Origin of the sequence: Bradyrhizobium sp. NAS96.2 (genome assembly GCF_001908235.1) — a bacterium.
In the GTDB taxonomy this organism is placed as follows: Bacteria; Pseudomonadota; Alphaproteobacteria; order Rhizobiales; family Xanthobacteraceae; genus Bradyrhizobium.
The window spans coordinates 1-24052 of record NZ_LGHK01000263.1; the positions used below are offsets into that span (position 1 = coordinate 1).

The following is a 24052-nucleotide window of genomic DNA, read 5'->3' on the forward strand; positions in this document are numbered from 1 at the left end:
GTGCTCTCCCTCGAATCTTTGCAAATCCGATGGAATCACACCCCACTCAGGTCACTCACCCCTTTTTCAGTCAGGCTCTGAGGAGCGCGGTACGCGCGTCTCGAAGGATGCACGGCCACCTGCCGGGCCGTCGACCCTTCGAGACGCGCGCGATGCGCGCTCCTCAGGGTGACGGAGTGAGAGTGGCATTCGACGCTACCCCGTCACCTTCTCCAGCTTCTGCAAGCATCGCGTCACGCGCACGGCGGCCGGCATCTCGGTGTCCGGAAAGCTGGTCTTCCAGTCGGTGACGCCGACTTCGCCGACATAGATGTCGCCGCGCGAATCCAGCGCGAGGCCGTGCGGCGCCAGGAATTTTCCGGTCTCGACGCCGGGGCCGTGCTCGCCGCCGAGGCGGGCGATGCGCTTGCCGTTGCTGTCCACGATCGACAGCCGCGGGCCGAGATTGGGCACCTTGCGGTTCACGGCCATGCCGGGGCCGAGCTCGCCGATCACGAAGTTCGGCTGCTTACCGCCGGAGCAGCAGCACAGCGCGCAGGGCCGGTGCAGATTGTTCCACTGCGTCTCGTATTTGCCGTTGCCGTCGAACACCTGGACGCGGTGGTTCTCGCGGTCGGCGACATAGACGAAGCCGTCGGCGTCGGTCGCGATATTGTGCACGATGTTGAACTGGCCGGGATCGGTGCCGGGCTCGCCCCAGGTTTTGAGCAGCCTGCCGTCCGGCGTGTATTTGTGGACGCAGGCATTGCCGTAACCGTCGGAGACGTAGATCTCGCCCTTCGGCGACAGTGCGGTATGGGTGCAGCGATGAAACGGCTCGCCGCTCATGAACGGCGCCGGCTTGTTCGGGATCCCGATCGTCAGCAGCACCTTGCCGTCGGTTGAGCACTTGCGCACGGTGTGGTCGCCGTCATCGGTGCAATAGAGATTGTCGTCGGCGTCGATGTGCAGGCCGTGCGCGCGCGAGAACACGCCTTCGCCAAAACTCCGGATGAAGTTTCCCTCGCGATCGAGCACCACCATCGGATGGTCGCCGCGATTGAACACGTAGACCCGGTCCTTGCTGTCGACCGCGACGGAGGCGACGTCCGTCAGGCTCCAGCCGTCGGGCAATTTCGCGAAGTTCTCGACGACGCGATAGCGGTGCTCGCCGGTGCCGAGGATGGTTGGCATGAGGTCTCTCCTCTCGGATGTCGTTCCGGGGCGCGGAGCGAACCCGGAACCTCGAGATTCCCCGATGCGCGATTGCGCATCTGTGGTTCGATGCTGCGCATCGCCCCGGAATGACGGTGGGAGCTATGAAAGATCGGCGCGTGGCCCGACGTCGCGCGGCAATAAGCCTTCCTCGATCGCCTTGATCTGCAGTGCGAGATAGCGCGAGTTGATGCGGCATTGCGCGAGGCTGCCGGCGATGAACCAGAGGCCGGGCTGTGGCGTGCGGGTGTACATGTTGCGCAGCTCCTGGCCGTCGCCAAAGCCCCAGATCGGGCCGACGCGTTCGGCCATCGCCGCGCCGAACAGCTTCTTCACCAGCTCTTCCTGCGGCCGGTAGCCGGTCGCGAGCACGATGAGATCGGCCTGCACCGTCGCGCCGTTCTTCAGCCGCGCGCCGTCGCTGACGAAGGTCTCGATCTCGGCGAATTGCTTCAGCGCGACCGCGCCGCTCGCGACCAGGTCGGAGCAGCCGACGTTGAAGTAATAGCCGCCGCCGCGGGTGAGGTATTTGAACTGCCAGCCGGTGCCGCCGTCGCCGAAATCGAGCTTGAAGCCCTTGCGCGCGAGCCCGTCGAGCAGCTTCTTGTCGAGCTCTTTCGACTGCTCGGTCATCAGCACGTGGCTGCGCTTGGCGAGCGTAAGCGGCATCGAGGTCGCGATCAAATCGTTGTCCTCGAGCGAGCCTTCATTATAGGCGGCATAGGCCAGCTGCGCCGACGGTTCGATATTGGTGATCAGGGTCGAGGAGCGCTGCACCAGCGTGACCTCGGCGCCGGAGGAATGCAGGTCCTGCGCGATGTCGTGGCCGCTGTTGCCGGTGCCGATCACCAGCGCGCGCTTGCCGGTCCAGCTCTCGCCGTCCTCGTAACGGCTGGAATGCATGACCTTGCCGGAAAAATTCTGCAGGCCGGGGATGTCAGGCAGATTGGGGATGCCGCTGACGCCGGTTGCCATCACGACATGGCGCGGCCGCATGGTCCGCGTCGTGCCGTCGGTGCGGCGCAGCTCGACGGTCCAACGGCCCGCGGCATCGTCGTAGCTGCCGCCCAAAAATTCCGTGCCGGTCCAGAAGTTCAGCTCCATGGCGTCGACATAGGATTCGAACCAGTTGGCGAGCTTGTCCTTCGGGATGTAGGTCGGCCAGTTCGGCGGGAACGGCATGTAGGGCAGGTGATTGACCTGCACCTGGTTGTGCAGGGTCAGCGCGTGATAGCGCTTGCGCCAATTGTCGCCGACGCGGGCCTCGCGGTCGACGATCAGCGCGTCGATCTTGAGCTGCTGCAGCCGTGCGGCGATCGCAAGCCCCGCCTGTCCGCCGCCGACGACAAGCACATCGGGATCGCGGCCGGCATACTCAATGGACGCCTTGCGCAGGTCGAGCCAGTTGGGTCCGCGGAAATCGCGGGAATAGGCCTGTCCACGCGGCCGCGTGTGGCCTTGCTGCTCCTCAAAACCCCTGAGCTCCTCGAGCGCGGTCAGCAAGGTCCAGGCTTTCAGCCGATCGCCATCGGCGGCATCGGGAATCAGCCGCACGATGCCGTGGCCGCGGCCAACGGCCGTTTCGAACTTGAAGATCGCCTCGATCGAATTGGTGCCGGCGCGCGTCACCCGGCGCGGCGCGGCGCGCTCGGCATCGATGCGGAAGTCGCGCAGCGTGCTGCGCCGCGCATGCGCCAGCAGTTCCTCGATGATGGCAAAGGCGCGATTGACGGTCTGGATGTTCCAGCTCAGCGCCAGCACGTCGCGCCAGTAGCTGTCGGGATGGAACAGCGGCTTCAGCAGCACATCGTCGGGGCCAGCCAGCGCATCCTCGAACTGCACAAGCCAATTGTCGGCGGCGACCGAAATATCGTCCGTCTTGTCGAGCATCGGGCGTTTCCCGTCATCGGCCGCCCTTGGTCAGTTTTTTGGCGGCGTTCCCATTGCCGCAAAGCCTATACCCATTCGCGAGGCCGCAGAAAGGGCGCGACGGGATAGCGCCTATTCGGCCAGCGACAGGATCAAGCCCTGGTCCGGCGGAACGCGGCCCTGCAGGGTATCGAGATAGGCCTCGCGCACCGCGGCCGGCCCACGCCGCTCGACGACCTCGAGCCAGTTTGGCAGATGCGGCACGAGCTCGGACCATGCGGCGCCAAAGCGCTGGTCGATGCCGCCGGGGCCCCATTCCTTGGCGCGCTTGCGGATCTGGTCCGGCGCGAAGAACCACACCGGCTTGGCGCCGGGCAGCGTCGGCTCGTCCGGCTCGCTCGCGCGATGCGTCAGCCCGACCCGGCCGGAATAGACCATCCGATCGCCGAAGTGCCGGTGCAGGGCCTCGCGCAGCGCGCTGTTGCCGGCCATGTCGACATAGGCGACAGGCTCAGCCGAGGGGATCGCGCCGACCTCGTCATAGGTGACGACGTCGTCATAGCAGCCGAGCGAAGTGACGAAATCGACATTGCCTTTCGAGGTCAGGCCGATCACCCGGATACCCCGCTTGTGCAGCAGATGGGCGAGCCCGAGTGCCGTCTTGCTCGAGGCCGACGACAGGATGACGCGGCGTGCGCCGTAGAAGTCGTTCTCGGCGAGGAAATCGTCGACCAGGAACGAGAGCATGAACAGCGGCAGCATCAGCGCGCGGAAATCGCCCTGCTGGCCGGCATAAGTCGGATCGCCGGAGACGCGGGCATAGGCGTTGTAGACCGGCGACACCTCCTGCCGGTGCGCGGCGCCATCGCGCAGGCCGCGCTTGCTGACATCGGCCGCCTCGATCACCAGATGGGTCGCCATCGGGAAATAACCGAACAGCGTTTCGCCGGCGGCGACACCGGGATGCTTCGAGGCCAGCACCTCGCCAAAGCCCCATACCGGAATGATGCCGTAGTCCTTGGGCGCCGGGAACAGCTGCCAGTATTTCAGCTGCTCGCCGATCACGGCGTAAGTGATGTTGTTGGCGGTGAAGGCGAAGCGGGTCACCTTCACCAGCAGCGCGTCGGCTGGCAGCGCCGCGGCATCGGGCAATCGCGTCTCGATCACCTTGCACTGCTGCAGATCGTTGCGGATGACGATGAAGTCAGTGGCGTTCATGGCGATGATCCCGGCTTTAGATAATGATGCGTTTCCACGGAATCGCATCGTGATCCAATCTCTTTGTTTGAGCATGATCTTCTCGGAAAACCGGTTTCCACTTTTCCGGATCATGCTCTAGATGTGGGCGCATCGTTGCGTCGATTGCCGGCCGTTTGCAACAGCAACTAAGTTTCAAACGCCGTTCGCTTCACCGTCATATCGTTCAGCTCAACTGTCCTTCGCGGTAGAGGTCGCGCAGCTTGCGCTTGAAGATCTTGCCGGTGGCCTCGCGCGGCAGTGCGTCCATGAAGCGGATGTCGCGCGGCACCTTGAAATTGGCGAGCTTGCCGCGCAGGAAGTCCTGGATCGCTGCGACCGACAGCGTGCTGTCCGCTTCCGGCTCGACGCAGGCGAACAGCCGCTCGCCATACTCGTCATCGGGAACGCCGAACACCGCGCAGTCGCGCACGCCGTCCATGCCGATCAGCGTATTCTCGATCTCCGCGGGATAGATGTTGACGCCGCCCGAGATCACCATGTCGCGCTTGCGGTCGCACAGGAACAGGTAGCCGTCGGCGTCGAGATAGCCGACATCGCCGACGCTGATCAGGCCGTCGCGGTCGGCCTCGGCGCGCGCCTTGGCGTTGCCGTGGTAATCGAAATCCGACGTCGCGGTCTGGCGCATGAAGATCTCGCCGGGCTCGCCGACGTCGCACTCCGTCCCGTCGGGCCGGAAGGTCTTGACGATGCCGCCCTCGATGGCGCGGCCGACGGTGCCGGGCTTGGCCAGCGCCTCGGCGGACGAATGCCAGACCGGGATGCCGGTCTCGGTCGAGCCGAGATATTCGTTGATCACAGGTCCCCACCACTCGATCATCGCGCGCTTGACGTCGACCGGGCAGGGCGCCGCGCCATGCACGATGAAGCGCAACGACGACAGGTCGTAGCGGCGGCGCGTCTCCTCGGGCAGGCGCAGCAGTCGCACGAACATGGTCGGCACCATGTGCATGTGGGTGACGCGGTGGCGCTCGATCAGTTGCAGCAGATCCTCGGGATCGAACCGCGGCTCGAGCACGATCGCGCAGCCGCTGCGGAACGCGAGCATGCCGTAGGAGTGCGGCGCCGAATGGTACATCGGGCCGTTCATCAGGATCACCTGGCCCTCGTTCGGCTTGACGCCGTAGGTGAGGGCGCCGACGCGGGCGGCCGCCGCCTGCTGCTCCGGTCGCATCGGCTTGCGCTTGACGCCCTTCGGCAGTCCTGTTGTGCCCGAGGTGTAGAACATCGGCGCCGCGCCGATCGGTGCGTCGGTCAGCGGCTGATGCGTCTCACGCCAGATGTCCCAGTCGGTCATGCCGTCGGGCACAGCCGTGAGCGCCGGCGTCACGCCATAGGCGGCGGCGATCTCCGGTGGCGTCGTCACGACCAGCAGCTTGATCGCAGGCGGCAACCCGTCGCGGATCTGCGGCAGCAGGTCGGCGTGGCAGACCAGGATGTCGGCGCCGCTGTCGGTGAGGATGTAGGCGACCTCGTCGGCCTTCAGATGCCAGTTGATCGGCACCACCGGGCTGCCGAGCGCGGCCGAGGCCGCGACCACCTCGAACAGCGCGAAGTCGTTGCGCAGCATCATGCCGACCGGCTTGCCGCCCTGCACGCCGAGCGCGCGCAAGCCGGTGGCCGCCCGCGCGATGCGGGCGTGAATGTCGCCATAGCTGATCTGTCGGTCGCCGCTGATGATCATAACGGGTCTCTCCAGGCGATCGTCCAGCGTCAGGCGCTGGCCCGCAGGAATTCGCTGCGGGCTTCGGTGTACTCCGCCTTCAGCCGTGCCACCAGTTCGGCGACCGGCGGGGCGTCGACGATCTGGCCGATGCCCTGGCCCGAGCCCCAGATGTCGCGCCAGGCCTTGGCCTTGGTGTTGCCGCCGGAGCCGAAATTCATCTTGGTCTTGTCGGCGACCGGCAGATTGGCGGGATCGAGGCCCGCCGCCGCGATCGACGGCCCGAGATAGTTGCCGTGCACGCCGGTGAACAGGTTCGAATAGACGATGTCGTGCGCGGCGTATTCGGTCAGCGCTTGCTTGTATCTGATGTCGGCGTTGGCTTCCGCGGTCGCGATGAAGCGGGTGCCGATATAGGCGAGATCGGCGCCGAGCGCGAGGGCGGACGCGATGCTCCAGCCGTCCGAGATCGCGCCCGACAGCAGGATCGTGCCCTTGAACCATTGCTTGACCTCGCGCACCAGCGCGAACGGCGACAGCGTGCCGGCATGGCCGCCGGCGCCGGCGCACACCAGGATCAATCCGTCGACGCCCTGCTCGGCAGCCTTGCGCGCGTGCTTCACATTGATGACGTCGTGGAACACGACGCCGCCATAGGAATGCGCGGCCTCGACGATCTCGGACGGCGGGCGCAGCGAGGTGATGATCACAGGCACCTTGTGCTTCACGCAGGTTTCCATGTCGCGCATCAGGCGGTCGTTGGAGGCGTGGCAGATCTGGTTGACGGCGTAGGGCGCGACCTTCTTCTCCGGATGCAGCGTCTGGTACTCGCCGAGCTCGTTCTCGATCTGGGTCAGCCATTCGCCGAGCTTCTCGGCCGGGCGGGCGTTCAGCGCGGGGAATGAGCCGACGATGCCGGCCTTGCACTGCGCAATCACGAGCTCGGGCCCGGAGACGATGAACAGCGGGGAGCCGACGACCGGCAGTTCGAGCTTGTTGGCGAGCGAAGCAGGCAGCGACATTGTTCAGATCCTCCATGGCTGGACCGCCCGGCCGGCAGCCGGAGCGGATCGCGATGTGTTGTGATCGCCGGAGCGGCGGCTCTCGCGGCGCGCCGCAATATAAGGCTGGACGGCCGCGCGATCGCGTTCAATATTGAACGGCCAGTTGGCCAGATATGAACAAGGCGCAGGCGGGCAGGCGCATGGATTGGGAGCTTTGCAAGACATTCGTCGCGGTGGCGGAGACGCGGAGCCTCGCCGGCGCGGCGCGGCGGCTGCGCATCAGCCATCCCACCGTCGGCCGCAACGTCGCGGCGCTCGAGAAGCAGCTCGGCACCAGGCTGTTCGCCCGTTCCAATGACGGCTTGTCGCTGACCTCGCATGGCCGCAAGTTCCGCGAACATGCCGAAGCGATGGCCGCTGCGGCGCTGCGCGCGGAGGCGGCAGCGTCCGCCACCGGCGAGCAGGCGCGCGGCGTCGTCAAGCTGTCGATCGGCGCGACCCTGGCGGCGCATTGGCTGATGCCGCGGCTCGGGCCGTTCCTGCGCGATCACGCCAATATCCAGCTTGAGATCATCACCCACCCGTTTCCGGCAAGCGTCCGGCGGCGCGAGGCCGACGTCGTGTTGCGCCCGGTCGATGCCGGGGACGAGAACCTGATCGGGCGCAAGATCGGCCGGCTCGGTGCCGGCTTCTATGCGTCGCGGCTCTACGCGGTCGGACGCAAGCTTCCGGAGCGGCCGGACGAGTGGAAGGGGCACAGCGTGATCGGGTTTGCCGACCAGGCCTCGAACGCGCGTCTGGCGCGCTGGAGCGATGTCATCACCCGGCAGGGCACGCTGGTGATGCGCTGTTCCTCGCAGGGCGACATGCTGGCGGCAGCGCGTGCCGGGCTCGGGATCTGCGCGCTGTCCTGCCTGGTCGGCGCCGATTATCCCGATCTGGTTCGGGTCGCTCCGCAAAAGCTCTCGAGCCTCTCCGATCTCTGGCTGCTCGCCCATCCCGATCTGGTCGAGCTTCCGTCGGTGCGGGCGGTGATCGGCTTTCGTCACCGATTGCGCGCGCGAGGACCGGATCAGGCTGCGCGGATAGAACGCATGCTCATAAATCCGAGATGTCCGCTTTGGAGAATAAAGCGGCCACGCGATCTGACCAAAGGGATGCCGCCTTGTGACCCGTCTGCGACATCATCCCTCTGGCACCCCGGCCAAGCGCATCCCCTGGGTCAAGCGTTTGGCTCCCGCACGAAACGTCGGATTGTCGCTAAATGGAAGACTTTTCAAGCGATGGATAGTGAAATTTGGATCAAGCGAAAGCCCGGCTTTCACAGCGCCTCGCGCCTCATCCAGCCTCCCGAGATGTGCGAGCGCGGCGGCGAGTTCGAAATGCGCCACGGGATAATTTGGATTGGCCTTCAAGGATAGATGTAGCCATTCGACTGCTTCGGCATCTGCCCCAAGGTGAAACTTGGCGAAACCAGCCCAGCTCATCCACCGATGCGCGCCTTCATCGCGAGGCGAAAAGCGTAGCGCTTCGTGTATGTGTGCCTCGGTTTCTACGGCCCGACCGATGAAAACCTTACTGGCACCAATGACCGCATGAGCTTCAGCCAAATTCCTGTTCAACGCCAAGGAGTGCTCACATTCAGCAATGCCCTGCGCAGCGCGGCCGGTAGACATTTGGATAACGCCCAGAAGCATATGAGCATAGGCGTGCTGCGGAGCCAAAGATAGCACCTTGCTCAAGGTCGCTTCGGCCGCAGCAAGACGCACATTGGTGTCATCTGCGAGGAAAAAGCCGGCGCTAGCCACATCGACAGCCGCGATGCCCACCTGCGCCTCAACGTTGCCGGGATCAAGCTGTAAGGCGCGTTCGAAGAATCGGCGCGCTTGCGCCATATGTTCCGGGGTCCATTGCTTGTTCCAACGCGCGATCCCCTGGAAATACAGATCTAGGGCATCGGGATGAAACGAACGTTCCGCTCGCCTCGCCTCAGCCGCGATAAGCTGAGCATTTAGTGCATTGGCCAGTCTCGATACGACTTCATCCTGCATCTCGAAGAGATCGGCCATGGGTTTGTCAAACCGTTCGGCCCAGAGATGGTTGCCGGTTCCGGCGTCAATCAACTGCACATTCACTCGAAGCCGATTGCTGCTTCGCTGCACAGAACCTTCGAGCACGTATCGAACGTTCAATTCGCGGCCGATCTGCCTGAGATCGACCGCTTTGCCCTTGTAAGTGAATGCAGTGTGTCGGCCGATGACAAGTGAGCCGGCGATGCGTGACAAATCCGTAGTCAGGCTTTCGGTCACACCGTCCGCGAAGTACTCTTGCTCGGGATCGCCGCTGAGGTTGGCGAAAGGCAGCACCACGATGGAAAGACGGGGTGCTGAAAGCGTGTCCGGCCTGGCGCGCTCTGCGTGGATAGCCGGGCTGGGCGACCCTTCGCGGACCGCGGCAAAGGCTCGGACCGGGCGAGGAATGTTTTTGAGGTTCTGCTCACCCAGATCAGCGAACTCAACGCCGACCTTACCCCGGACGTGGTCGTAGGCGGAGGACGAGATGCAGATGCCTCCCGGCTCTGCAATACTTTCCAGCCGCGCCGCGATATTCACGCCGTCCCCGAAGATATCATGGGGCTCGACAATTATGTCGCCGATATTGATGCCGACACGGAAAGCGATCCGCCTATCTTGCGCATCGCCTGTCGTAAGGTCGCTGATGCGGCTCTGGAATTGCACGGCAGCTCGAACGGCTTCGACCGCGCTCGGAAACTCCGCCAAGAACCCGTCGCCGGTGTTTTTGACAATGCGCCCGCCGTGTTCGTCAATTGCCGGAGCGATAGCCTCCGTTAGAAGCGCGGTCAGTGCGGCATGCGTAGTCTCTTCGTCATCATGCATAAGCCGCGAATAGCCAGCCACGTCGGCGGCCAATATCGCCGACAGCCTGCGCTCGGTCCGAACTGGTCGTTCCTGCACCATGGTCCGCGATCCAACGATCCACGCGGCGTTTTGGCGGATCATAGCACAGGCCGAAGGGAGGTGCTCGACGTCTGATGTCGGCAATTGGCCCCTTCGCGGACATTCAATCTGCCATCGTTGATGTCTGCTTGTTAGGGCAATCCAGACCCCGCCATTTCCGCACGCCTTTACCGGATTTATGACTACGCGCCCTGAAGCTGGAACGCATCCTCACGCCCGCGCCCGCCACAGCGTTACCGCAAGCAAGATGAAGGCGGCGCAGGTCCACAGCGCCTGCCAGTTCTCCGTTCCCTCGTTGAGCGCCGTATAGATTGCCGCCGCAAGGTAAATGCCGGCAAACATCGGTTCCGCCAGAGGGCGGCTTCCCTTCGCGGGGGGATTGAGCAGCGTCATGGCTGCAAAGGGCACCGCCGCCATCGTGAGAGGCGCGAACGGAAAATCGATGAAGCGCGGGTCGAAGATGAGGCCGAGCGCGGTCGCCGTGCCGATCACGGCGGTGACCATCAAGGTCAATCCGTGCATCGTCACCAGCATCGATTCAGTGTGGTAGCCCTTCGGACCCAGCAGTTCCGCAAAGCTGGGCGGTGCGCGACCTGACATCAGGGCGTTGGCGCCGAACACCGGGGACGCCATTGCCGCCACCAGCAGCGAGCCCCACACCAGCCAGCCTCCGGTGCCATAGCTTTCATAGACCATGCGTTGCGCGGCGACCCCGAGCAGGATTCCCCCTGTCGTCGCAGATATGCCGACCGCCAGCCATGATCCGAATTCCGCCTGCCTCGGCTTGCGGCGCAAGGTCAGCCATGCGACGCCGAACACCAGGATCGCGAGCGCCATCCCGCTGCACATTTGCAGCTTCCAGGCCGGAAAGTTGCTGACGGGTCGGCCTGGCGGATATTTCAGCGTGCGCTGTTCGGAATCGAACAGGCCCCAGGAGCCGCCGATCGTGCCCTCGATCTCGCGCTTCCAACCTTCGTCATAGGCCTCGAACAGGTTGACGCGGAAGTGCTCGCGCCGCGCCAGGTCGAGCACCTCCGCGACCACGCGCGCCTGATTGGTGCGCGACGGCAGCGCGGACTCGCGCATTCGCCCCTCGCTCGGCCAGCCGACTTCCCCGATAAAGATCTCCTTGCCCGGGAACGCCGCCGCGACCTGCTTGCGAATCTCGTCTGCGTGCGCGGCGGCCAGATCCGCCCGGATTGGAATATTCTCCCAATAGGGCAGGATGTGAATCGTGACGAAGTCGACGGCGTCGGAAAGTTCGCGATTGCTCAGCCAGAACTCCCAGACCTCTGCATAGGTGACGGGAACGGTGACCTGCGCCTTGATCGAGCTGATCAGGGCGGCGAGGTCGGACGCCGCCATTTCCTTGCGCAGCAAGACCTCGTTGCCGACCACGAGTGCGATGATCGTGTCCGGATATTCCCTGGCGAGGCGGATCGCCGTTTCGACCTGCGTTGCATTCTTCTTCCGGTCCCGATCGAGGAAAATGCCCTGAATGACTTTCAGCCCTGCCTTGGCCGCAAGTCCGGGGATCTGGTCGAGGCCGAGATCGGTCGCGTAGGTGCGGATGCAGTGGGATATCTTGGCAAGCTGGGCGAGATCTTCCGCGATCTGCTCCGGCGAGACCTGCGTCGCCGGCGATAGTGATGTCTGATTGTCGCGGAACGGGGCGTACGAGATGCACTGAACCTTGTCGTTCGGATCGATCGGTGCGCGCGGCAGGTTGACCGGGACGCCGAGCCACCACCACGTCGCGGCGATAGCGGCCAGCGATATCAGCAGAAGCGTCAGCGGGGTACGGAACGATACCAGGTCCGTGCTCCTTGCAGGAAGGATGTGCTTAGCGGCGAAATGGGCGAGGTCGGCAAATTGAATAAGTATTCGTCTGCTGATGCTATAGCATGCGATCGCGCAGTCGCACTGTTTTTATCGACGGCCTATTTCGCGCTCGCGATCACGCCTTCGCGATTCCTCAGCACGCGATAATACGCCCACCACAGATGTGCGGCAGCGCCACGCAGCGGCCGCCACGGCTCGGCAAGCGGCGCCATCTGCTTCGGCGTCGGCCGCTCCTTCAGCCCGAGCCCGACCTTGACCGCTTCCTGCACGGCGAGGTCGCCGGCGGGCCAGGCGTCGCCGTGGCCGAGGCAGAACAGCAGATAGACGTCGGCGGTCCATGGGCCGATCCCGGGCAGCGCGGTCAGCGTGTTGTGCGCCGCATCGGCCTCCTCGTTGGCGAGCACGTCGAGGTTCAGCCGCTCCTCGGCGAGCTCGCGGGCGATGTGTTTGAGCGTCTTGATCTTCGCAGCGGACAATCCGAGCCGGCCGAGCCGGTCGGCGCGCGCCTTGCGGATGGCATCATGGTGGAACGGGTCGAAGGCCCGGCTGACGCGCCCCCAGATCGCAGCAGCACTCGCGGTCGACAGCTGCTGACCGCAGATGATCGCGGCAAGTCCTGCAAATCCGGGCTCGCGCTGCCGGATCGCCGGCATGCCGGTCGATTCGAGGATCGGGCGCAGGCGGCGATCCTGGTCGACCAGTTTGTGGATGGCGTCGTCGAGGTCGGCCTGGGTTTCGAGATGAATCAGCATTGCGGGATCTGCATCGACTCGTCATTCGCGGGCTTGACCCGCATGTCCATCTCCTATCGTAACAGAGTCTTGGATCGCCGGGGCGAGCCCGGCAATGACGCGCGATCACACGCCATGCCACCCGTTTTCCGCTTCGCACCGAGTCCGAACGGCCATCTGCATCTCGGCCACGCTTTTTCGGCACTGCTCAATCACGACCTCGCGCGGCAGTCGGGCGGGCGCTTCCTGCTGCGGATCGAGGACATCGATTCGACGCGCTGTCGTCCGGAATTCGAAGCCGCGATTTACGAAGACCTCGCCTGGCTCGGCATCGCCTGGGAGACTCCGGTGCGGCGGCAGTCGGAGCATTTTGCCGCCTATGGCGCGGCGATCGACCGTCTGTCGGCGCAGGGGCTGGTCTATCCCAGCTTCGAGAGCCGCGCCGATATCGCGCGGCTGGTCGCCGAACGCGAGGCGGGTGGCGCCTGGCCGCGCGATCCGGACGGCGCGCCGCTTTATCCGGGGATCGCGAAATCGCTGTCGGCCGGGGAGCGCGACCGGCTGATCGGGCAGGGCGCGCCGTTCGCGCTGCGGCTCGACATGGCCTCAGCCGTCGCCCGCGCCGGCGGCCTATCCTGGCAGGAAGCGGGCGAGGGACCGGCCGGCGAGAGCGGAGACGTCGCGGCCCGGCCTGAGGCCTGGGGCGACGTGATCCTGGCCCGCAAGGAGACCCCAACCAGCTACCATCTCTCCGTGGTGGTCGACGACGCCCTGCAAGGCGTCACCGATGTGGTCAGGGGCGCTGACCTGTTCTGGTCGACCAGCGTGCATCGGCTGTTGCAGGAGCTGCTTGGCTTGCCCGTGCCGGTCTACCGGCACCATGCGCTGATCCCCGACACGGCTGGCCAAAAGCTGTCGAAATCGACCCAGGCGACCGGACTGCGCGAGCTGCGGGCGGACGGGGCGAGCCCGGCCGATATCCGCCGCCTGGTCGGTTTGGTGTAGTCCGCCACGAAGGTGCGGCGCTCCTCTTCCTCTTGCGGAGGCGAGGGGGGGGGGCTTGCGCGATTTCGGAATAATAGAAAAATACCGTTGATTTGCCCGACATGTCAAGTGGCGGCGTCAGACGCCGGCGGCCGCCGGCTGCTTTGCATGGGGTTGTTTTCGACATTTTGGCTGGAGGCGCTCCTGCGATAGCGCTGCTCGTGCAGCGGAGGGCGCCGCAAGTGGATGGATGGCTTACCATCATCCTGATTTGCCTTGGCTCCTCCCAAACAGCGCCGTGACTCTGCCACTCCTGGCATGCCATGTTGCCTCCGGGGCGGGGTCACGGAGATCATGGCGACATCATCGCGCGGAAGGCGCAGCACGCGGCGAGCAAAGGGCGCGCCGTCGAAGACCCGCGCCGCCAATATCCGCAAGGCCAAGACTCGCGCCGGCAAGACCCGCAAGGCCAAGACCCACAAAGCCAAGACCCGCAAGTCCAAGCCGGCGGCCAAGCCGCGCCACACGCGGGCCGCGCCAAAGACATCAGCCAAGTCCGGAGCCAAGTCCGGCCCCGGCATGGTCGAGACCGCGCTTGCCGCCTTCGCCCATGAGGTGCGGACGCCGCTGACCGGCATCCTCGCGATCAGCAACCTGCTCGCGACATCGGAGCTCGGCGAGCGCGAGCGGCGCTGGGTCGACACCATCAGGGCCGGCGCCGAACATCTGGCGAGCCTTGCAACCCTGTTCGTCGATGCCGCCCGCAGCGAGGGGCCGGGGCTCGAGATCCGGCAGGACTTCTTCGACCTGCGCACGCTGGCGCGCCATGCCGGAGATTCGCTGGCCGGCCGTGCGGCAGCCAAGGGACTGCGGGCCTCGGTCGAGATCTCCGCCAAGCTGCCCGCCTTCGCTGTCGGCGATCCGGTCCGCCTGCGCGCCGCGCTGGAAAATTTGATCGACAACGCCGTCAAGTTCACCGAGCAGGGCAGCATCGAGCTGCGCGTCGCGCCGGTGCCTGCGGCCAAGAACGCGGCGAAGCGACGGGCGGACGGCAGGATCGGTGTCGCCTTTGCGATCTCCGACAGCGGCATCGGCCTGACGTTATCGGAGGTCAAGCGCCTGTTCCGGCCGTTCTCGCAGGCCAATGTCTCGATCGCCGCGCGGTTCGGTGGCTCCGGGCTCGGCCTGTCCTCGGTCAAGCAGCTTGCGCGCGCCATGGGCGGCGACGTCGTCGCGGCCCAGCGCTCAGGCGGCGGCACCACCTTCACGCTCAACGTGGTGCTGGTTGCAGCCGAAGGGCCCGCCGGCGCGCCCGCGAGCGAAGGCGCGGCGGCGCCGTCGTCGCAGGGGCTGCGGCTGCTCAGCGTCGAGGACAATCCGTTCGGCCGCGTCGTGCTCAACACCATCCTGACTGAACTTGGTCACCACGCCGAATTCATCGGTCAGGGCGAGGGCGCACCCGATCGGCTCGGCCAGGGCGCCTTCGACGCCGTGCTGATGGACATGGTGCTGCCCGGCATCAGCGGCGTCGAGGCCATCAAGCGCATCCGCGCGCTGCCGCCGCCGCACGGCCGTATCGTGATCGTCGGGATCTCCGGCCGCGCCGAGGACGAAGCCGCCGCGCGCGCCGCCGGCGCCGACGCCTTCCTGGTCAAGCCTGTGTCTCCGCGCGCGCTCGCGACTGCGCTGCATGAAGCGACACGCCGTGCGGCAGCCGCGACTTGATGATCGCGGCGTTCAATTCGCCGCCGAACACGAAGATCGCGGCGATGAAATACAGGAACACCAGCGCGATCACCACCGAGGCGAGCCCCGCATACATCGTGACGTAGTTGTTGGCGAAGCGCGCCAGGTACATGCCGAAGCCGATGCCGGAGATCAGCGAGGCCACCATGGTGAAGATGATGCCGGGCAGGATCTGGGTGAAGCTGCGGCGGCCCGCCGGCAGCCAGGCATGCAGGATGAATAGCGCGACGACCAGCGCCAGTATCGTGATGCCGTAACGGGCGATGTTGAGCAGGCTCTCGTTGGATTCGACGAAGAACGGGATATAGCGCCGCGCCGCCTCGATGATCAGCGGTCCGAGCACGATCAGGAACGCCATCGCGAGCGAGGTGAACGCCGCGACCAGCGTGTAGCCGATCGATTCCAGCCGCAGCCAGTACCAGCGCCGCGGTTCGATCACGGCATAAGCGCGGTTCAGCGCCACCCGCAGCGCCTCGACGCCGTTGGAGGCGAAGTACACCGCGAGCACCGCGCCGATGGTCAGGATGTCGCCGCGGGTGTTGGTCAGCACGTCGTGGATCTGGCCGGACAGCGCCCCGGCGACTTGGTCCGGCCAGACCTGGAGCAGCAGCCCGACCGCCTGGTCGGCGAGCTGCTTGGAGCCGAAGAAACCGGCCAGCGACGTCAGCACGATCAGGAACGGAAACAGCGCCATCAGGGTCGACAGCGCGATGTGGCTCGCGATCGCCCAGCCGTCATCGGCGAGGAACGTGTAAAAGGCATCCATCACGACGTGGGTGACGTAACGAAGCTGCTTCACATTCCACCCGGCATTGTCGAAAACGGCTCGGTCCGAGAACGGGCCCAGCATCTGATATTACGCACTGAAAAGCCAGTTGGTTGCATCGGCCGCCTGTGTGGAAGTCCGCGTCATGCGGTGTTATGTACCGCAGATGACATCTCTTCTCAGCACTATCATTCTTCCCATCGCCGTCGGCGCCGTCGCGCTGGTGCTCCTGCTCGGCCTCGTCAACATGATGAAGGGCGGCTCGCCGAACACGTCGCAGAGGCTGATGCGGCTGCGCGTGCTGCTGCAGTTCGTCGCCATCGTCATCGCGATGCTCGCGGTCTGGGCGATGGGGCGATAACGGCGATGTGCAAACGTTAGGAGATCACGGCCATGGTCGTTCTCAATCGGATCTACACGCGCACCGGCGATGACGGCACCACCGCGCTCGGCTCCGGCGAGCGGCGGCCGAAATACGATCTGCGCGTTGCCGCCTACGGCACCGTCGACGAGACCAACGCCGCGATCGGCGTGGTGCGGCTGCATCTGGCTGATAGTCCCGAGGTCGATGCGATGCTCGGCCGGATCCAGAACGATCTGTTCGATCTCGGCGCCGACCTTGCGGTGCCCGAGCGCGAGGGCAAGACCGAACGCCTGCGCATGCTGGCGAGCCAGGTCGAACGGCTCGAGCGCGACATCGACCGCCTCAACGACCAGCTCGCGCCGCTGACCTCGTTCGTGCTGCCCGGAGGCACGCCTGCCGCCGCATATCTGCATCTCGCCCGGACGATATGTCGCCGCGCGGAACGGATGATGGTGGAACTCGCAGCCCGGCCCGACGAGCCGGTCAACGCGGCTGGCATTCAGTATATGAACCGCCTGTCGGATTTCCTGTTCGTTGCCAGCCGCTTCCAGAACAATAAGGGGGCGGGAGACGTGTTGTGGGTGCCGGGCCAGAACCGCTGAAGCGTTTTCGAGCGAAGTGGATGCCCGGTTCGCGTCAAGAAAACGCGCCAAAACATGAATCTGGAGCGCCGGTTCTGATGCAATCAGAACCGGAAGTGCTCTAGACTGGCTCAAAACCGGGTGACGGTTTTTTGGCTTTGGCGCGTTGACCGGGGGAAACGGGACCTTTAGGTTCCGCGCCAGCCAACCGAAACCCATAAAATCAAAGCGAAAGAGGATCGATGAAGGTTCTTGTGCCGGTAAAGCGGGTCGTCGACTACAACGTCAAGGTCCGCGTCAAGAGTGACGGGACGGGCGTGGAGCTCGCCAACGTCAAGATGTCGATGAACCCGTTCGACGAGATCGCCGTCGAGGAAGCGCTGCGGCTGAAGGAGGCCGGCAAGGCGACCGAAGTGGTGGTGGTGTCGATCGGACCCGCGCAGGCCTCCGAGACCATTCGCACCGGACTTGCGATGGGCGCCGACCGCGGCATCCTGGTCAAGGCCGAAGGCAATGTCGAACCGCTCGCGGTCGCCAAGATCCTGAAGGCGGTGGTTGAGGCCGAGCAGCCCGGCCTCGTCATTCTCGGCAAGCAGGCGATCGACGACGACTCGAACCAGACCGGCCAGATGCTGGCCGCGCTGCTCGGCTGGTCGCAGGCGACCTTCGCCTCCAAGCTCGAGGTCGAAGGATCGGACTTCAAGGTCACGCGCGAAGTCGACGGCGGCCTGCAGACCATCAAGCTGAAGGGCCCGGCGATCGTCACCACCGACCTTCGCCTCAACGAGCCGCGCTATGCCTCGCTGCCCAACATCATGAAGGCGAAGAAGAAGCCGATCGACGACAAGAGCGTCGCCGACTACGGCGTCGATGTGACGCCGCGTCTGGAAGTGCTGAAGACCGCGGAACCGGCAGGCCGCAAGGCGGGCGTCAAGGTCAAGGACGTCGCCGAACTCGTGAACAAGCTCAAGACCGAAGCCGGGGTTCTCTGATGACGACGCTGTTGATTGCTGAACACGACCACGAGACCCTGAAGGACTCGACCAACAAGGCGCTGACCGCGGCGAGCCAGCTCGGCGGCGACGTGCATGTACTGGTTGCCGGTGGCGGCCAGGGCACCAAGGCGGCGGCGGAAGCAGCCGCCAAGCTCGCCGGCGTCAGCAAGGTGCTGGTCGCCGAAGGTCCCGCCTATGAGCACGACCTTGCCGAGCCGCTGGCTGCGCTGATCGTCGCGCTGGCGCCCGGCTACGACGCCTTCGTCGCGCCCGCGACCTCGCGCTTCAAGAACGTGATGCCGCGCGTCGCAGCGCTGCTCGACGTCATGCAGGTTTCCGAGATCATCAAGGTCGTCGCGCCCGACACCTATGAGCGGCCGATCTATGCCGGCAACGCGATCCAGACCGTGAAGTCGAAGGACGCCAAGAAGGTGATCACCGTCCGCACCTCGACCTTTGCGGCCGCCGGTGAAGGCGGCAGCGCGGCGATCGAGAACGCGGCATCCGCCGCCGATCCGGGCCTGTCGACGTTCGTCGGCGAGGAGGTCGCCAAGAGCGATCGTCCGGAACTGACATCCGCAAAAATCATCGTCTCCGGCGGCCGCGCCATGCAGAGCCGCGAGAATTTTGCAAAATACATCGAGCCGCTCGCCGACAAGCTCGGTGCCGGCGTCGGCGCCTCGCGCGCCGCGGTCGATGCCGGCTATGCGCCGAACGACTGGCAGGTCGGCCAGACCGGCAAGGTTGTGGCCCCGGAACTTTATGTCGCGGTCGGCATCTCCGGCGCGATCCAGCATCTGGCCGGCATGAAGGACTCCAAGGTGATCGTCGCCATCAACAAGGATGAGGACGCGCCGATCTTCCAGGTCGCCGATTACGGCCTGGTCGCCGACCTCTACCAGGCGGTTCCGGAGCTCACCGAAGCGCTCGGCAAGCTCGGAAAGTAAGCGACAAGACGCCGGCCGGATGGCTAAGCTCCGGCCGGTGTTATAATTTTCGAGGCAATGATCCGGAAACGTTTTTCCGGAAGGATCGTGCCCGACAGGGGGAAATGGGACCCTTGTGTGATGACCTGTCATCACATCATGGTCCCGGGAACGTTTTCCGGCGGATTGGGCAACCGGAAGGTTTCGCTTCGGGTATCGTTGGGATTGGGCAGGCGCGACATGCGCGCCGTTCCGGTGGATGACAAGATGACGGTGGCAATCAAAAAGGTCGGCGTGATCGGTTCGGGCCAGATGGGCAATGGCATCGCCCATGTGGCGGCGCTGGCCGGCTTCGACGTGGTGCTCAACGACGTGTCCGGCGACCGGCTGAAGTCGGCGCTGGCGACCATCAACGGCAATCTGACCCGCCAGGTCGCCAAGAAGGCGATCAGCGAGAACGAGCGCAAGCAGGCGCTCGACCGCATCACCTCCGCCGAGACGCTCGATGCGCTGGCCGATTGCGATCTCGTGATCGAGACCGCGATCGAGAAGGAAGAGACCAAGCGCAAGATCTTCCACGAGGTCTGCGCGGTGCTGAAGCCGGAAGCGATCGTCGCGACCAACTCGTCGTCGATCTCGATCACGCGGCTCGCCGCCTCGACCGACCGCCCGGAGAAATTCATCGGCATTCACTTCATGAATCCGGTGCCGGCGATGGAGCTGGTCGAGCTGATCCGCGGCATCGCCACCGACGATACGACCTTCGACACCGCCAAGGCGTTCGTCGCCAAGCTCGGCAAGCAGGTCGCGGTGTCGGAAGATTTTCCCGCCTTCATCGTCAACCGCATCCTGCTGCCGATGATCAACGAGGCGATCTACACGCTGTATGAAGGCGTCGGCAACGTCGAGGCGATCGACGCCGCGATGAAGCTCGGCGCGCATCATCCGATGGGCCCGCTCGAGCTCGCCGATTTCATCGGCCTCGACACCTGCCTGTCGATCATGCAGGTGCTGCACGAGGGGCTCGCCGACTCCAAATACCGGCCGTGTCCGCTGCTTGTGAAGTACGTCGAGGCCGGCTGGCTCGGACGCAAGTCCCAGCGCGGCTTCTACGATTATCGCGGCGACAAGCCGGTCCCGACCCGGTAATCACCGCGTCTTCAGATCAGTGCCCGCAGCAGCGCGAGCGTCGCGGGCACGAGACCTGTAATCAAAGCCACACCCGTTCCAAGCCCGAACAGATGCGCCGTCAGCGCGAGACGCTGGCTCTGCGCGTGAGGCGTCATTGCAGCGCCTCGCAGGCGCGCTTCAGCCGCCTGCCGGCTTCCTCGATGATCGGTGACGGGTTGGCGAAGCTGAGGCGGATATAGGGCGACAGCCCGAGATCCTCGCCGGGGAACACCACCAGATCGGCTTGTTCAAGCAGGTAGGTCGCAAAATCGCGGTCGCTCGCAACCACCTTTCCGTCGGGCGCGCGCTTGCCGATCACGCCGGCGCAGTTGACCAGCAGATAGAACGTGCCTTCGGGCGGCGTGCAGGAGAGGCCGGCGCATCCGTTCACGAGTTCGGCAAAGCGATCACGCCTCGCGCGAAGGATGGCGGCGCGCTCGAGCAGCACATCCTGTGCGCCGTCGAGCGCGGCGACCGCGGCGGCCTGGCTGATCGACGAGGCGCCGGACGTGGTCTGCGACTGGATCGAGGTCATCGCGCGGATCAGCGCCGAAGGTCCGGCGGCATAGCCGATCCGCCATCCCATCATGGCGTAGCTCTTGGCGAGGCCGCTGACGGTCAATGTCCGCGGCTTCAAGCGCGGCTCGACCTCCGCAAGCGTCGGCGCAGGCGCGCCGCCAAACACGATGTGCTCGTAGAGCCCGTCGGCCAGCACCCAGATGTCCGGATGCTGCAACAGGACCGCGGCGATCTCGGTGAGATCCTCGGGAGAATACAGCGCACCGGAGGGATTGACCGGATTGTTGATCACGATCCAGCGCGTCCGCGCAGATATCGCCGCCTGCAGATCCTTGGCACGCAGCTTGAAGCCGTAGTTCTGCACGCACGGCACGACCACCGGCGTCGCGCCTGCCAGCCGCACCTGATCGAGATAGGGCGCCCAATAGGGCGCAGGGACGATCACCTCGTCGTCAGGCGCCAGCGTCGCCAGCAACGCATTGAACAGCGCTTGCGTCGAGCCGTTGGTGATGACGATTTCATCCGGCCGATAGTCGAGACGATGATCGCGCAGCAGCGCCGCCTGCACCGCGCGCTTCAGCTCCGGCGTGCCGTCGACGTCGGTGTAGCGGGTTTCGCCGCGCAACGCCGCTTGATGTGCTGCTGCGATCACATGGTCCGGTGTCGGGAGGTCGAGATTGCCCGACGACAGCTCGATGATGTCGCGCCCGGCGGCGCGCAGTTCGCGGGCGCGGCGGCGCAGCACCGATGCGGGTGACGGCTTGATGCTGCGCATGCGCGGCGAGAGGATCGGTGTCGCGGTCATCGGACGTACTGCGCCTCGCCGTTGCCGAACGACCAGTTCTCGGGAAGCACCTCGATGAGGTTGATGAAGATGTCCTCACGGCGCAGCCCGGGGCTTTCCGTCAGCAGTTCGGCGATCCGCCGATAGAGCCTCTGCTTCTGCGCCACCGGGCGGGTGTTGCTGACCGTGATCTGGATGATGACCAGGTCGTCGCTCCGCCTGATGCCGAGGTAATCGGCGCCATAGACGAAGTCGTCGCCGTCGTGCTCGGAGATCGTCATGAAGCGATCGCCCTCAGGCACATCAAAGGTCTCGCGCATAGCGCGATAGAGGTTATCGAGAATCGCCTTGCGGTAGGCGGCGGGCTTGCCCCGGCGCAGTGAGACGCGGGTCAGCGGCATGATGGTGGCTCCTGGCGGTCGTTGCGTTCAGCCGACCTTAGGCGCTCCTTGATCATTGAAAAACCGTATGATATCCGATTTCAATGATTGCTAATTGAAATGAATGGCCATGAAGGCACTCGATGTCGAGGCGGTCCAGGCCTTTGTCCTGGTGGCCGACCTCAGCAGCTTCACCCGCGCGGCGCAGGTCATGGAGACCACGCAGTCGGCGGTCAGCCTGAAGATCAGGCGGCTGGAAGACGGGCTCGGCCGGCGGCTCCTGGAGCGAACGCCGCGGCTGGTCCGGCTGTCCGCTGAGGGCGCCGCCTTCCTCGGCGCGGCGCGCAATCTGGTTGCCGCGCATCAATCGGCGATCGGCTCGTTTGCGGTTGAGCATCGGCGCCTGGTCGTCGGCATCAGCCACCATATCGTCGGATCGGAGCTGGCCTCGCTGTTGAAGCGGATGAACGCCACCGATCCCGGCCTGGTGATCCAGCTGCACGTCGACACCTCGCGCGCGGTGCTCGGCGCATTCGACGACGGCAAGCTCGATGCAGCGATCGCGCTGCGCCACGACGCCAAGCGCCGCGACGGCGATGTGCTGTTCGAGGAGCCGTTCGGCTGGATGGCCGCGCCCGATTTTCACCATCGTCCGGGCGAGCCGCTGCGTCTTGCGACGCAAGCCGAGCCCTGCAGCGTGCGCGCCATGGCGGTCGAGGTCCTCGACGCCGCCGGCATCGCATGGACCGAGGCGTTCGTCGGTGGCGGGCTTTCGACGATCGGGGCCGCGATATCAGCTGGCCTCGCCGTCGCTGCGCTGGCGCGCCGGGTGGCGCCGGCGGATACCGTCGACCTCGGGCCGCGGCTCGGCCTGCCGCCATTGCCGTCGCGCGACGTCATGCTGCACTCGAAGCTGTCGGATGCGCGGACCCGGCAGGCGCTGCGCACCCTCGGTGCAGCCTTCGCGGCGAACGCGGTCTGAGCGGCTTCGCAACGATGCGTCAGCCTGACGCGGCGAGCCGTTACCCAAGTATTAACTTTCGCGCGCTACGCCAAACGGGACTTGCAACTCGAACTTGCAACTCGAACTTGCGAGTCGGACTTGGGAGTACCGCGTATGGACACGATGAGCATGGTCGCCAGCATCCTCTCGATGCAGCAGGGCAATCTGCAGGGTGAGATTGCGACCCGGGTGACCAAGCAGAACCTCGACGCGGAAAAGTTCGCGGTTCAAACCCTGCTCGGCACGCCGTCGACCGCCAATCTCGGTCCCGGCGTCGGCGGCAACCTCAACGCCGTCGCCTGAGTTCACCCCTCAGCTATCCGCGTCATTGCGAGCGAAGCGAAGCAATCCATCGCGCCGCCAGCGGAAACGTAGATTGCTTCGTCGCTACGCTCCTCGCAATGACGGGGCAAGCGCCTGACTGGCCCCAAAGACCGCTAGAACCCCGCCGCTGCCGGCTGTAGCGCCGCCTTCACCAGCTTGATCGCATCGTCGCTCGCCCATTCGGCGGGACCGGCGATATTGGCGATTTCGCAGCCCTTGCCGTCGACCAGCACCGAGGTCGGCATGCCCAGCGCCTTGCCTATGTTCTTAAGGTCCTGAAAGACCTTGGCTTTCTGGTCGCTGAAATAATCCAGCTTGGTCAGATTGGCCTCTTTCAAGAAGTTCTTCGGCTTGTCCGGGTCGCGGGTGTCGATGTTGATCGCGACCACCTCGAAATCCTTGCCGCCGAGCTTGGTCTGCAGGCTGTCGAGCGCCGGCATTTCCTTGCGGCAGGGCACGCACCAGGTCGCCCACAGATTGACCAGCACGGTCTTGCCGCGCCAATCCGACAGCTTCTTCGGCTGGCCGTTGGCGTCCTCGAAGGCCAGATCGGGCAGCCGCAAGGGGGTGGTTGCCATGGTCAGCGCCGCGACCTCGCCATGGGCGAGCGGGGCGATCTTCTTCGCCAGGTCCACCGCGCTGTTGCAGGCGACGTCGCCGCCGACCGGATGCCTGAGGCTGGAGACCCCGATATAGCCGAGCACGGCCCCAACCAGCACGGCGCCGATCACCAGCGGGATACGCCACTTGGCCGTCGGCTTGGCGGTCGGTTCGGATGGGGGCGTCTCGGGCATATCGTTTGTCATCCTGGGTCAGATATGGCTATGCAGTGGCTGGAGCATGAGCCGGAAAAGTGCGAAGCGGTTTTCCGAAAAGATCATGCTCATACAACGAGCTAATACCTCCGGAACCGCCATGCTGTTTCGCCGCTACGGCCAATGAAACAGCACGGCCTGCAATACAAATTCGTGA

At 65.0% G+C, this 24052-nt stretch carries 22 protein-coding genes and 1 pseudogene; 10 read left to right on the top strand and 13 right to left on the bottom strand.

Annotated features, from left to right (window positions below; translation table 11 throughout):
* Nucleotides 1–195 precede the first annotated feature (195 nt).
* The 5 genes from AC628_RS38350 to AC628_RS38370 form a co-directional block, all read right to left on the bottom strand.
* Complete coding sequence (locus tag AC628_RS38350; protein WP_074131827.1) at nucleotides 196–1173, bottom strand: peptidyl-alpha-hydroxyglycine alpha-amidating lyase family protein; 978 nt, start codon at nucleotides 1171–1173, stop codon at nucleotides 196–198.
* A 123-nt stretch (nucleotides 1174–1296) separates the two neighbouring features.
* Nucleotides 1297–3084, bottom strand: a complete 1788-nt coding sequence (locus AC628_RS38355; protein ID WP_074131828.1) for a flavin-containing monooxygenase — start codon at nucleotides 3082–3084, stop codon at nucleotides 1297–1299.
* 111 nt (nucleotides 3085–3195) lie between these two features.
* Nucleotides 3196–4281, bottom strand: coding sequence for a DUF2855 family protein (locus AC628_RS38360; RefSeq protein WP_074131829.1), 1086 nt, complete (start codon nucleotides 4279–4281; stop codon nucleotides 3196–3198).
* A 205-nt stretch (nucleotides 4282–4486) separates the two neighbouring features.
* Nucleotides 4487–6004 (bottom strand): acyl-CoA synthetase, encoded by a 1518-nt coding sequence (locus AC628_RS38365; RefSeq protein WP_074131830.1) that lies wholly within the window; start codon nucleotides 6002–6004, stop codon nucleotides 4487–4489.
* A gap of 29 nt (nucleotides 6005–6033) precedes the next feature.
* Nucleotides 6034–7005 (bottom strand): NAD(P)H-dependent flavin oxidoreductase, encoded by a 972-nt coding sequence (locus AC628_RS38370; RefSeq protein WP_074131831.1) that lies wholly within the window; start codon nucleotides 7003–7005, stop codon nucleotides 6034–6036.
* 182 nt (nucleotides 7006–7187) lie between these two features.
* Between AC628_RS38370 and AC628_RS38375 the strand changes: the two are divergent.
* Nucleotides 7188–7970 (top strand): annotated as a pseudogene (locus AC628_RS38375) (LysR family transcriptional regulator); the annotation flags it as partial.
* A gap of 201 nt (nucleotides 7971–8171) precedes the next feature.
* Here the strand turns inward: AC628_RS38375 and AC628_RS38380 are convergent.
* From AC628_RS38380 to AC628_RS38390, 3 genes are all read right to left on the bottom strand, one after another.
* Nucleotides 8172–9965 (bottom strand): adenylate/guanylate cyclase domain-containing protein, encoded by a 1794-nt coding sequence (locus tag AC628_RS38380; RefSeq protein WP_074131840.1) that lies wholly within the window; start codon nucleotides 9963–9965, stop codon nucleotides 8172–8174.
* A gap of 210 nt (nucleotides 9966–10175) precedes the next feature.
* Nucleotides 10176–11738, bottom strand: coding sequence for a glycoside hydrolase family 17 protein (locus AC628_RS38385; protein ID WP_074131832.1), 1563 nt, complete (start codon nucleotides 11736–11738; stop codon nucleotides 10176–10178).
* 167 nt (nucleotides 11739–11905) lie between these two features.
* On the bottom strand, nucleotides 11906–12559 hold the full coding sequence (locus AC628_RS38390; RefSeq protein WP_074131833.1) for a DNA-3-methyladenine glycosylase family protein: 654 nt from the start codon (nucleotides 12557–12559) through the stop codon (nucleotides 11906–11908).
* Nucleotides 12560–12673: 114 nt separating this feature from the next.
* Between AC628_RS38390 and gluQRS the strand changes: the two genes are divergently transcribed.
* Both gluQRS and AC628_RS38400 read left to right on the top strand, forming a co-directional pair.
* Nucleotides 12674–13543: a tRNA glutamyl-Q(34) synthetase GluQRS gene (gene gluQRS, locus AC628_RS38395; RefSeq protein ID WP_074131834.1), complete on the top strand. Its 870-nt coding sequence runs from the start codon at nucleotides 12674–12676 to the stop codon at nucleotides 13541–13543.
* A 333-nt stretch (nucleotides 13544–13876) separates the two neighbouring features.
* Nucleotides 13877–15247 (top strand): ATP-binding protein, encoded by a 1371-nt coding sequence (locus tag AC628_RS38400; protein ID WP_083633284.1) that lies wholly within the window; start codon nucleotides 13877–13879, stop codon nucleotides 15245–15247.
* Here the strand turns inward: AC628_RS38400 and AC628_RS38405 are convergent.
* Nucleotides 15174–16034 (bottom strand): YihY/virulence factor BrkB family protein, encoded by an 861-nt coding sequence (locus tag AC628_RS38405; RefSeq protein ID WP_502689828.1) that lies wholly within the window; start codon nucleotides 16032–16034, stop codon nucleotides 15174–15176. The two genes, AC628_RS38400 and AC628_RS38405, sit on opposite strands and share 74 nt — an antisense overlap.
* A 166-nt stretch (nucleotides 16035–16200) precedes the next feature.
* Between AC628_RS38405 and AC628_RS38410 the strand changes: the two genes are divergently transcribed.
* From AC628_RS38410 to AC628_RS38430, 5 genes are all read left to right on the top strand, one after another.
* Nucleotides 16201–16395 carry a twin transmembrane helix small protein gene (locus tag AC628_RS38410; protein ID WP_074131835.1) on the top strand — a complete coding sequence of 65 codons (195 nt, stop codon included), beginning with the start codon at nucleotides 16201–16203 and terminating at the stop codon, nucleotides 16393–16395.
* Between the two features lie 32 nt (nucleotides 16396–16427).
* Nucleotides 16428–17000 carry a cob(I)yrinic acid a,c-diamide adenosyltransferase gene (locus AC628_RS38415; RefSeq protein ID WP_074131836.1) on the top strand — a complete coding sequence of 191 codons (573 nt, stop codon included), beginning with the start codon at nucleotides 16428–16430 and terminating at the stop codon, nucleotides 16998–17000.
* A gap of 221 nt (nucleotides 17001–17221) precedes the next feature.
* The gene (locus AC628_RS38420; protein ID WP_016845285.1) at nucleotides 17222–17971 is read left to right on the top strand and encodes an electron transfer flavoprotein subunit beta/FixA family protein; all 750 of its coding nucleotides are present in this window, start codon (nucleotides 17222–17224) and stop codon (nucleotides 17969–17971) included.
* Complete coding sequence (locus AC628_RS38425) at nucleotides 17971–18921, top strand: electron transfer flavoprotein subunit alpha/FixB family protein (RefSeq protein WP_050422791.1); 951 nt, start codon at nucleotides 17971–17973, stop codon at nucleotides 18919–18921. Before AC628_RS38420 ends, AC628_RS38425 begins: the two co-directional genes overlap by 1 nt.
* 246 nt (nucleotides 18922–19167) lie before the next feature.
* Nucleotides 19168–20049, top strand: a complete 882-nt coding sequence (locus AC628_RS38430) for a 3-hydroxybutyryl-CoA dehydrogenase (RefSeq protein WP_074131843.1) — start codon at nucleotides 19168–19170, stop codon at nucleotides 20047–20049.
* An 11-nt stretch (nucleotides 20050–20060) separates the two neighbouring features.
* Here AC628_RS38430 and AC628_RS45925 read toward each other — a convergent pair whose 3' ends face one another.
* Genes AC628_RS45925 through AC628_RS38440 form a run of 3 tightly spaced genes read right to left on the bottom strand, consistent with a single transcriptional unit; the run spans nucleotide 20061 to nucleotide 21774 of the window.
* The gene (locus AC628_RS45925; RefSeq protein ID WP_283806738.1) at nucleotides 20061–20186 is read right to left on the bottom strand and encodes a hypothetical protein; all 126 of its coding nucleotides are present in this window, start codon (nucleotides 20184–20186) and stop codon (nucleotides 20061–20063) included.
* On the bottom strand, nucleotides 20183–21394 hold the full coding sequence (locus AC628_RS38435) for a pyridoxal phosphate-dependent aminotransferase (protein ID WP_074131837.1): 1212 nt from the start codon (nucleotides 21392–21394) through the stop codon (nucleotides 20183–20185). Before AC628_RS38435 ends, AC628_RS45925 begins: the two co-directional genes overlap by 4 nt.
* The gene (locus AC628_RS38440) at nucleotides 21391–21774 is read right to left on the bottom strand and encodes a tautomerase family protein (RefSeq protein ID WP_074131838.1); all 384 of its coding nucleotides are present in this window, start codon (nucleotides 21772–21774) and stop codon (nucleotides 21391–21393) included. The genes AC628_RS38435 and AC628_RS38440 overlap by 4 nt, the downstream gene beginning before the upstream one ends.
* A gap of 103 nt (nucleotides 21775–21877) precedes the next feature.
* Here AC628_RS38440 and AC628_RS38445 point away from each other — a divergent pair, with 103 nt between their 5' ends.
* Together AC628_RS38445 and AC628_RS38450 are read left to right on the top strand one after the other, a co-directional pair.
* A complete protein-coding gene (locus AC628_RS38445; protein ID WP_083633285.1) occupies nucleotides 21878–22735 on the top strand; it encodes a LysR substrate-binding domain-containing protein in 858 nt (285 codons plus the stop codon).
* Nucleotides 22736–22870: 135 nt separating this feature from the next.
* A complete protein-coding gene (locus AC628_RS38450; RefSeq protein WP_074131839.1) occupies nucleotides 22871–23059 on the top strand; it encodes a putative motility protein in 189 nt (62 codons plus the stop codon).
* Between the two features lie 134 nt (nucleotides 23060–23193).
* Here AC628_RS38450 and tlpA read toward each other — a convergent pair whose 3' ends face one another.
* The gene (gene tlpA, locus AC628_RS38455) at nucleotides 23194–23886 is read right to left on the bottom strand and encodes a thiol:disulfide interchange protein TlpA (RefSeq protein ID WP_168193530.1); all 693 of its coding nucleotides are present in this window, start codon (nucleotides 23884–23886) and stop codon (nucleotides 23194–23196) included.
* Between the last annotated feature and the right edge of the window lie 166 nt (nucleotides 23887–24052).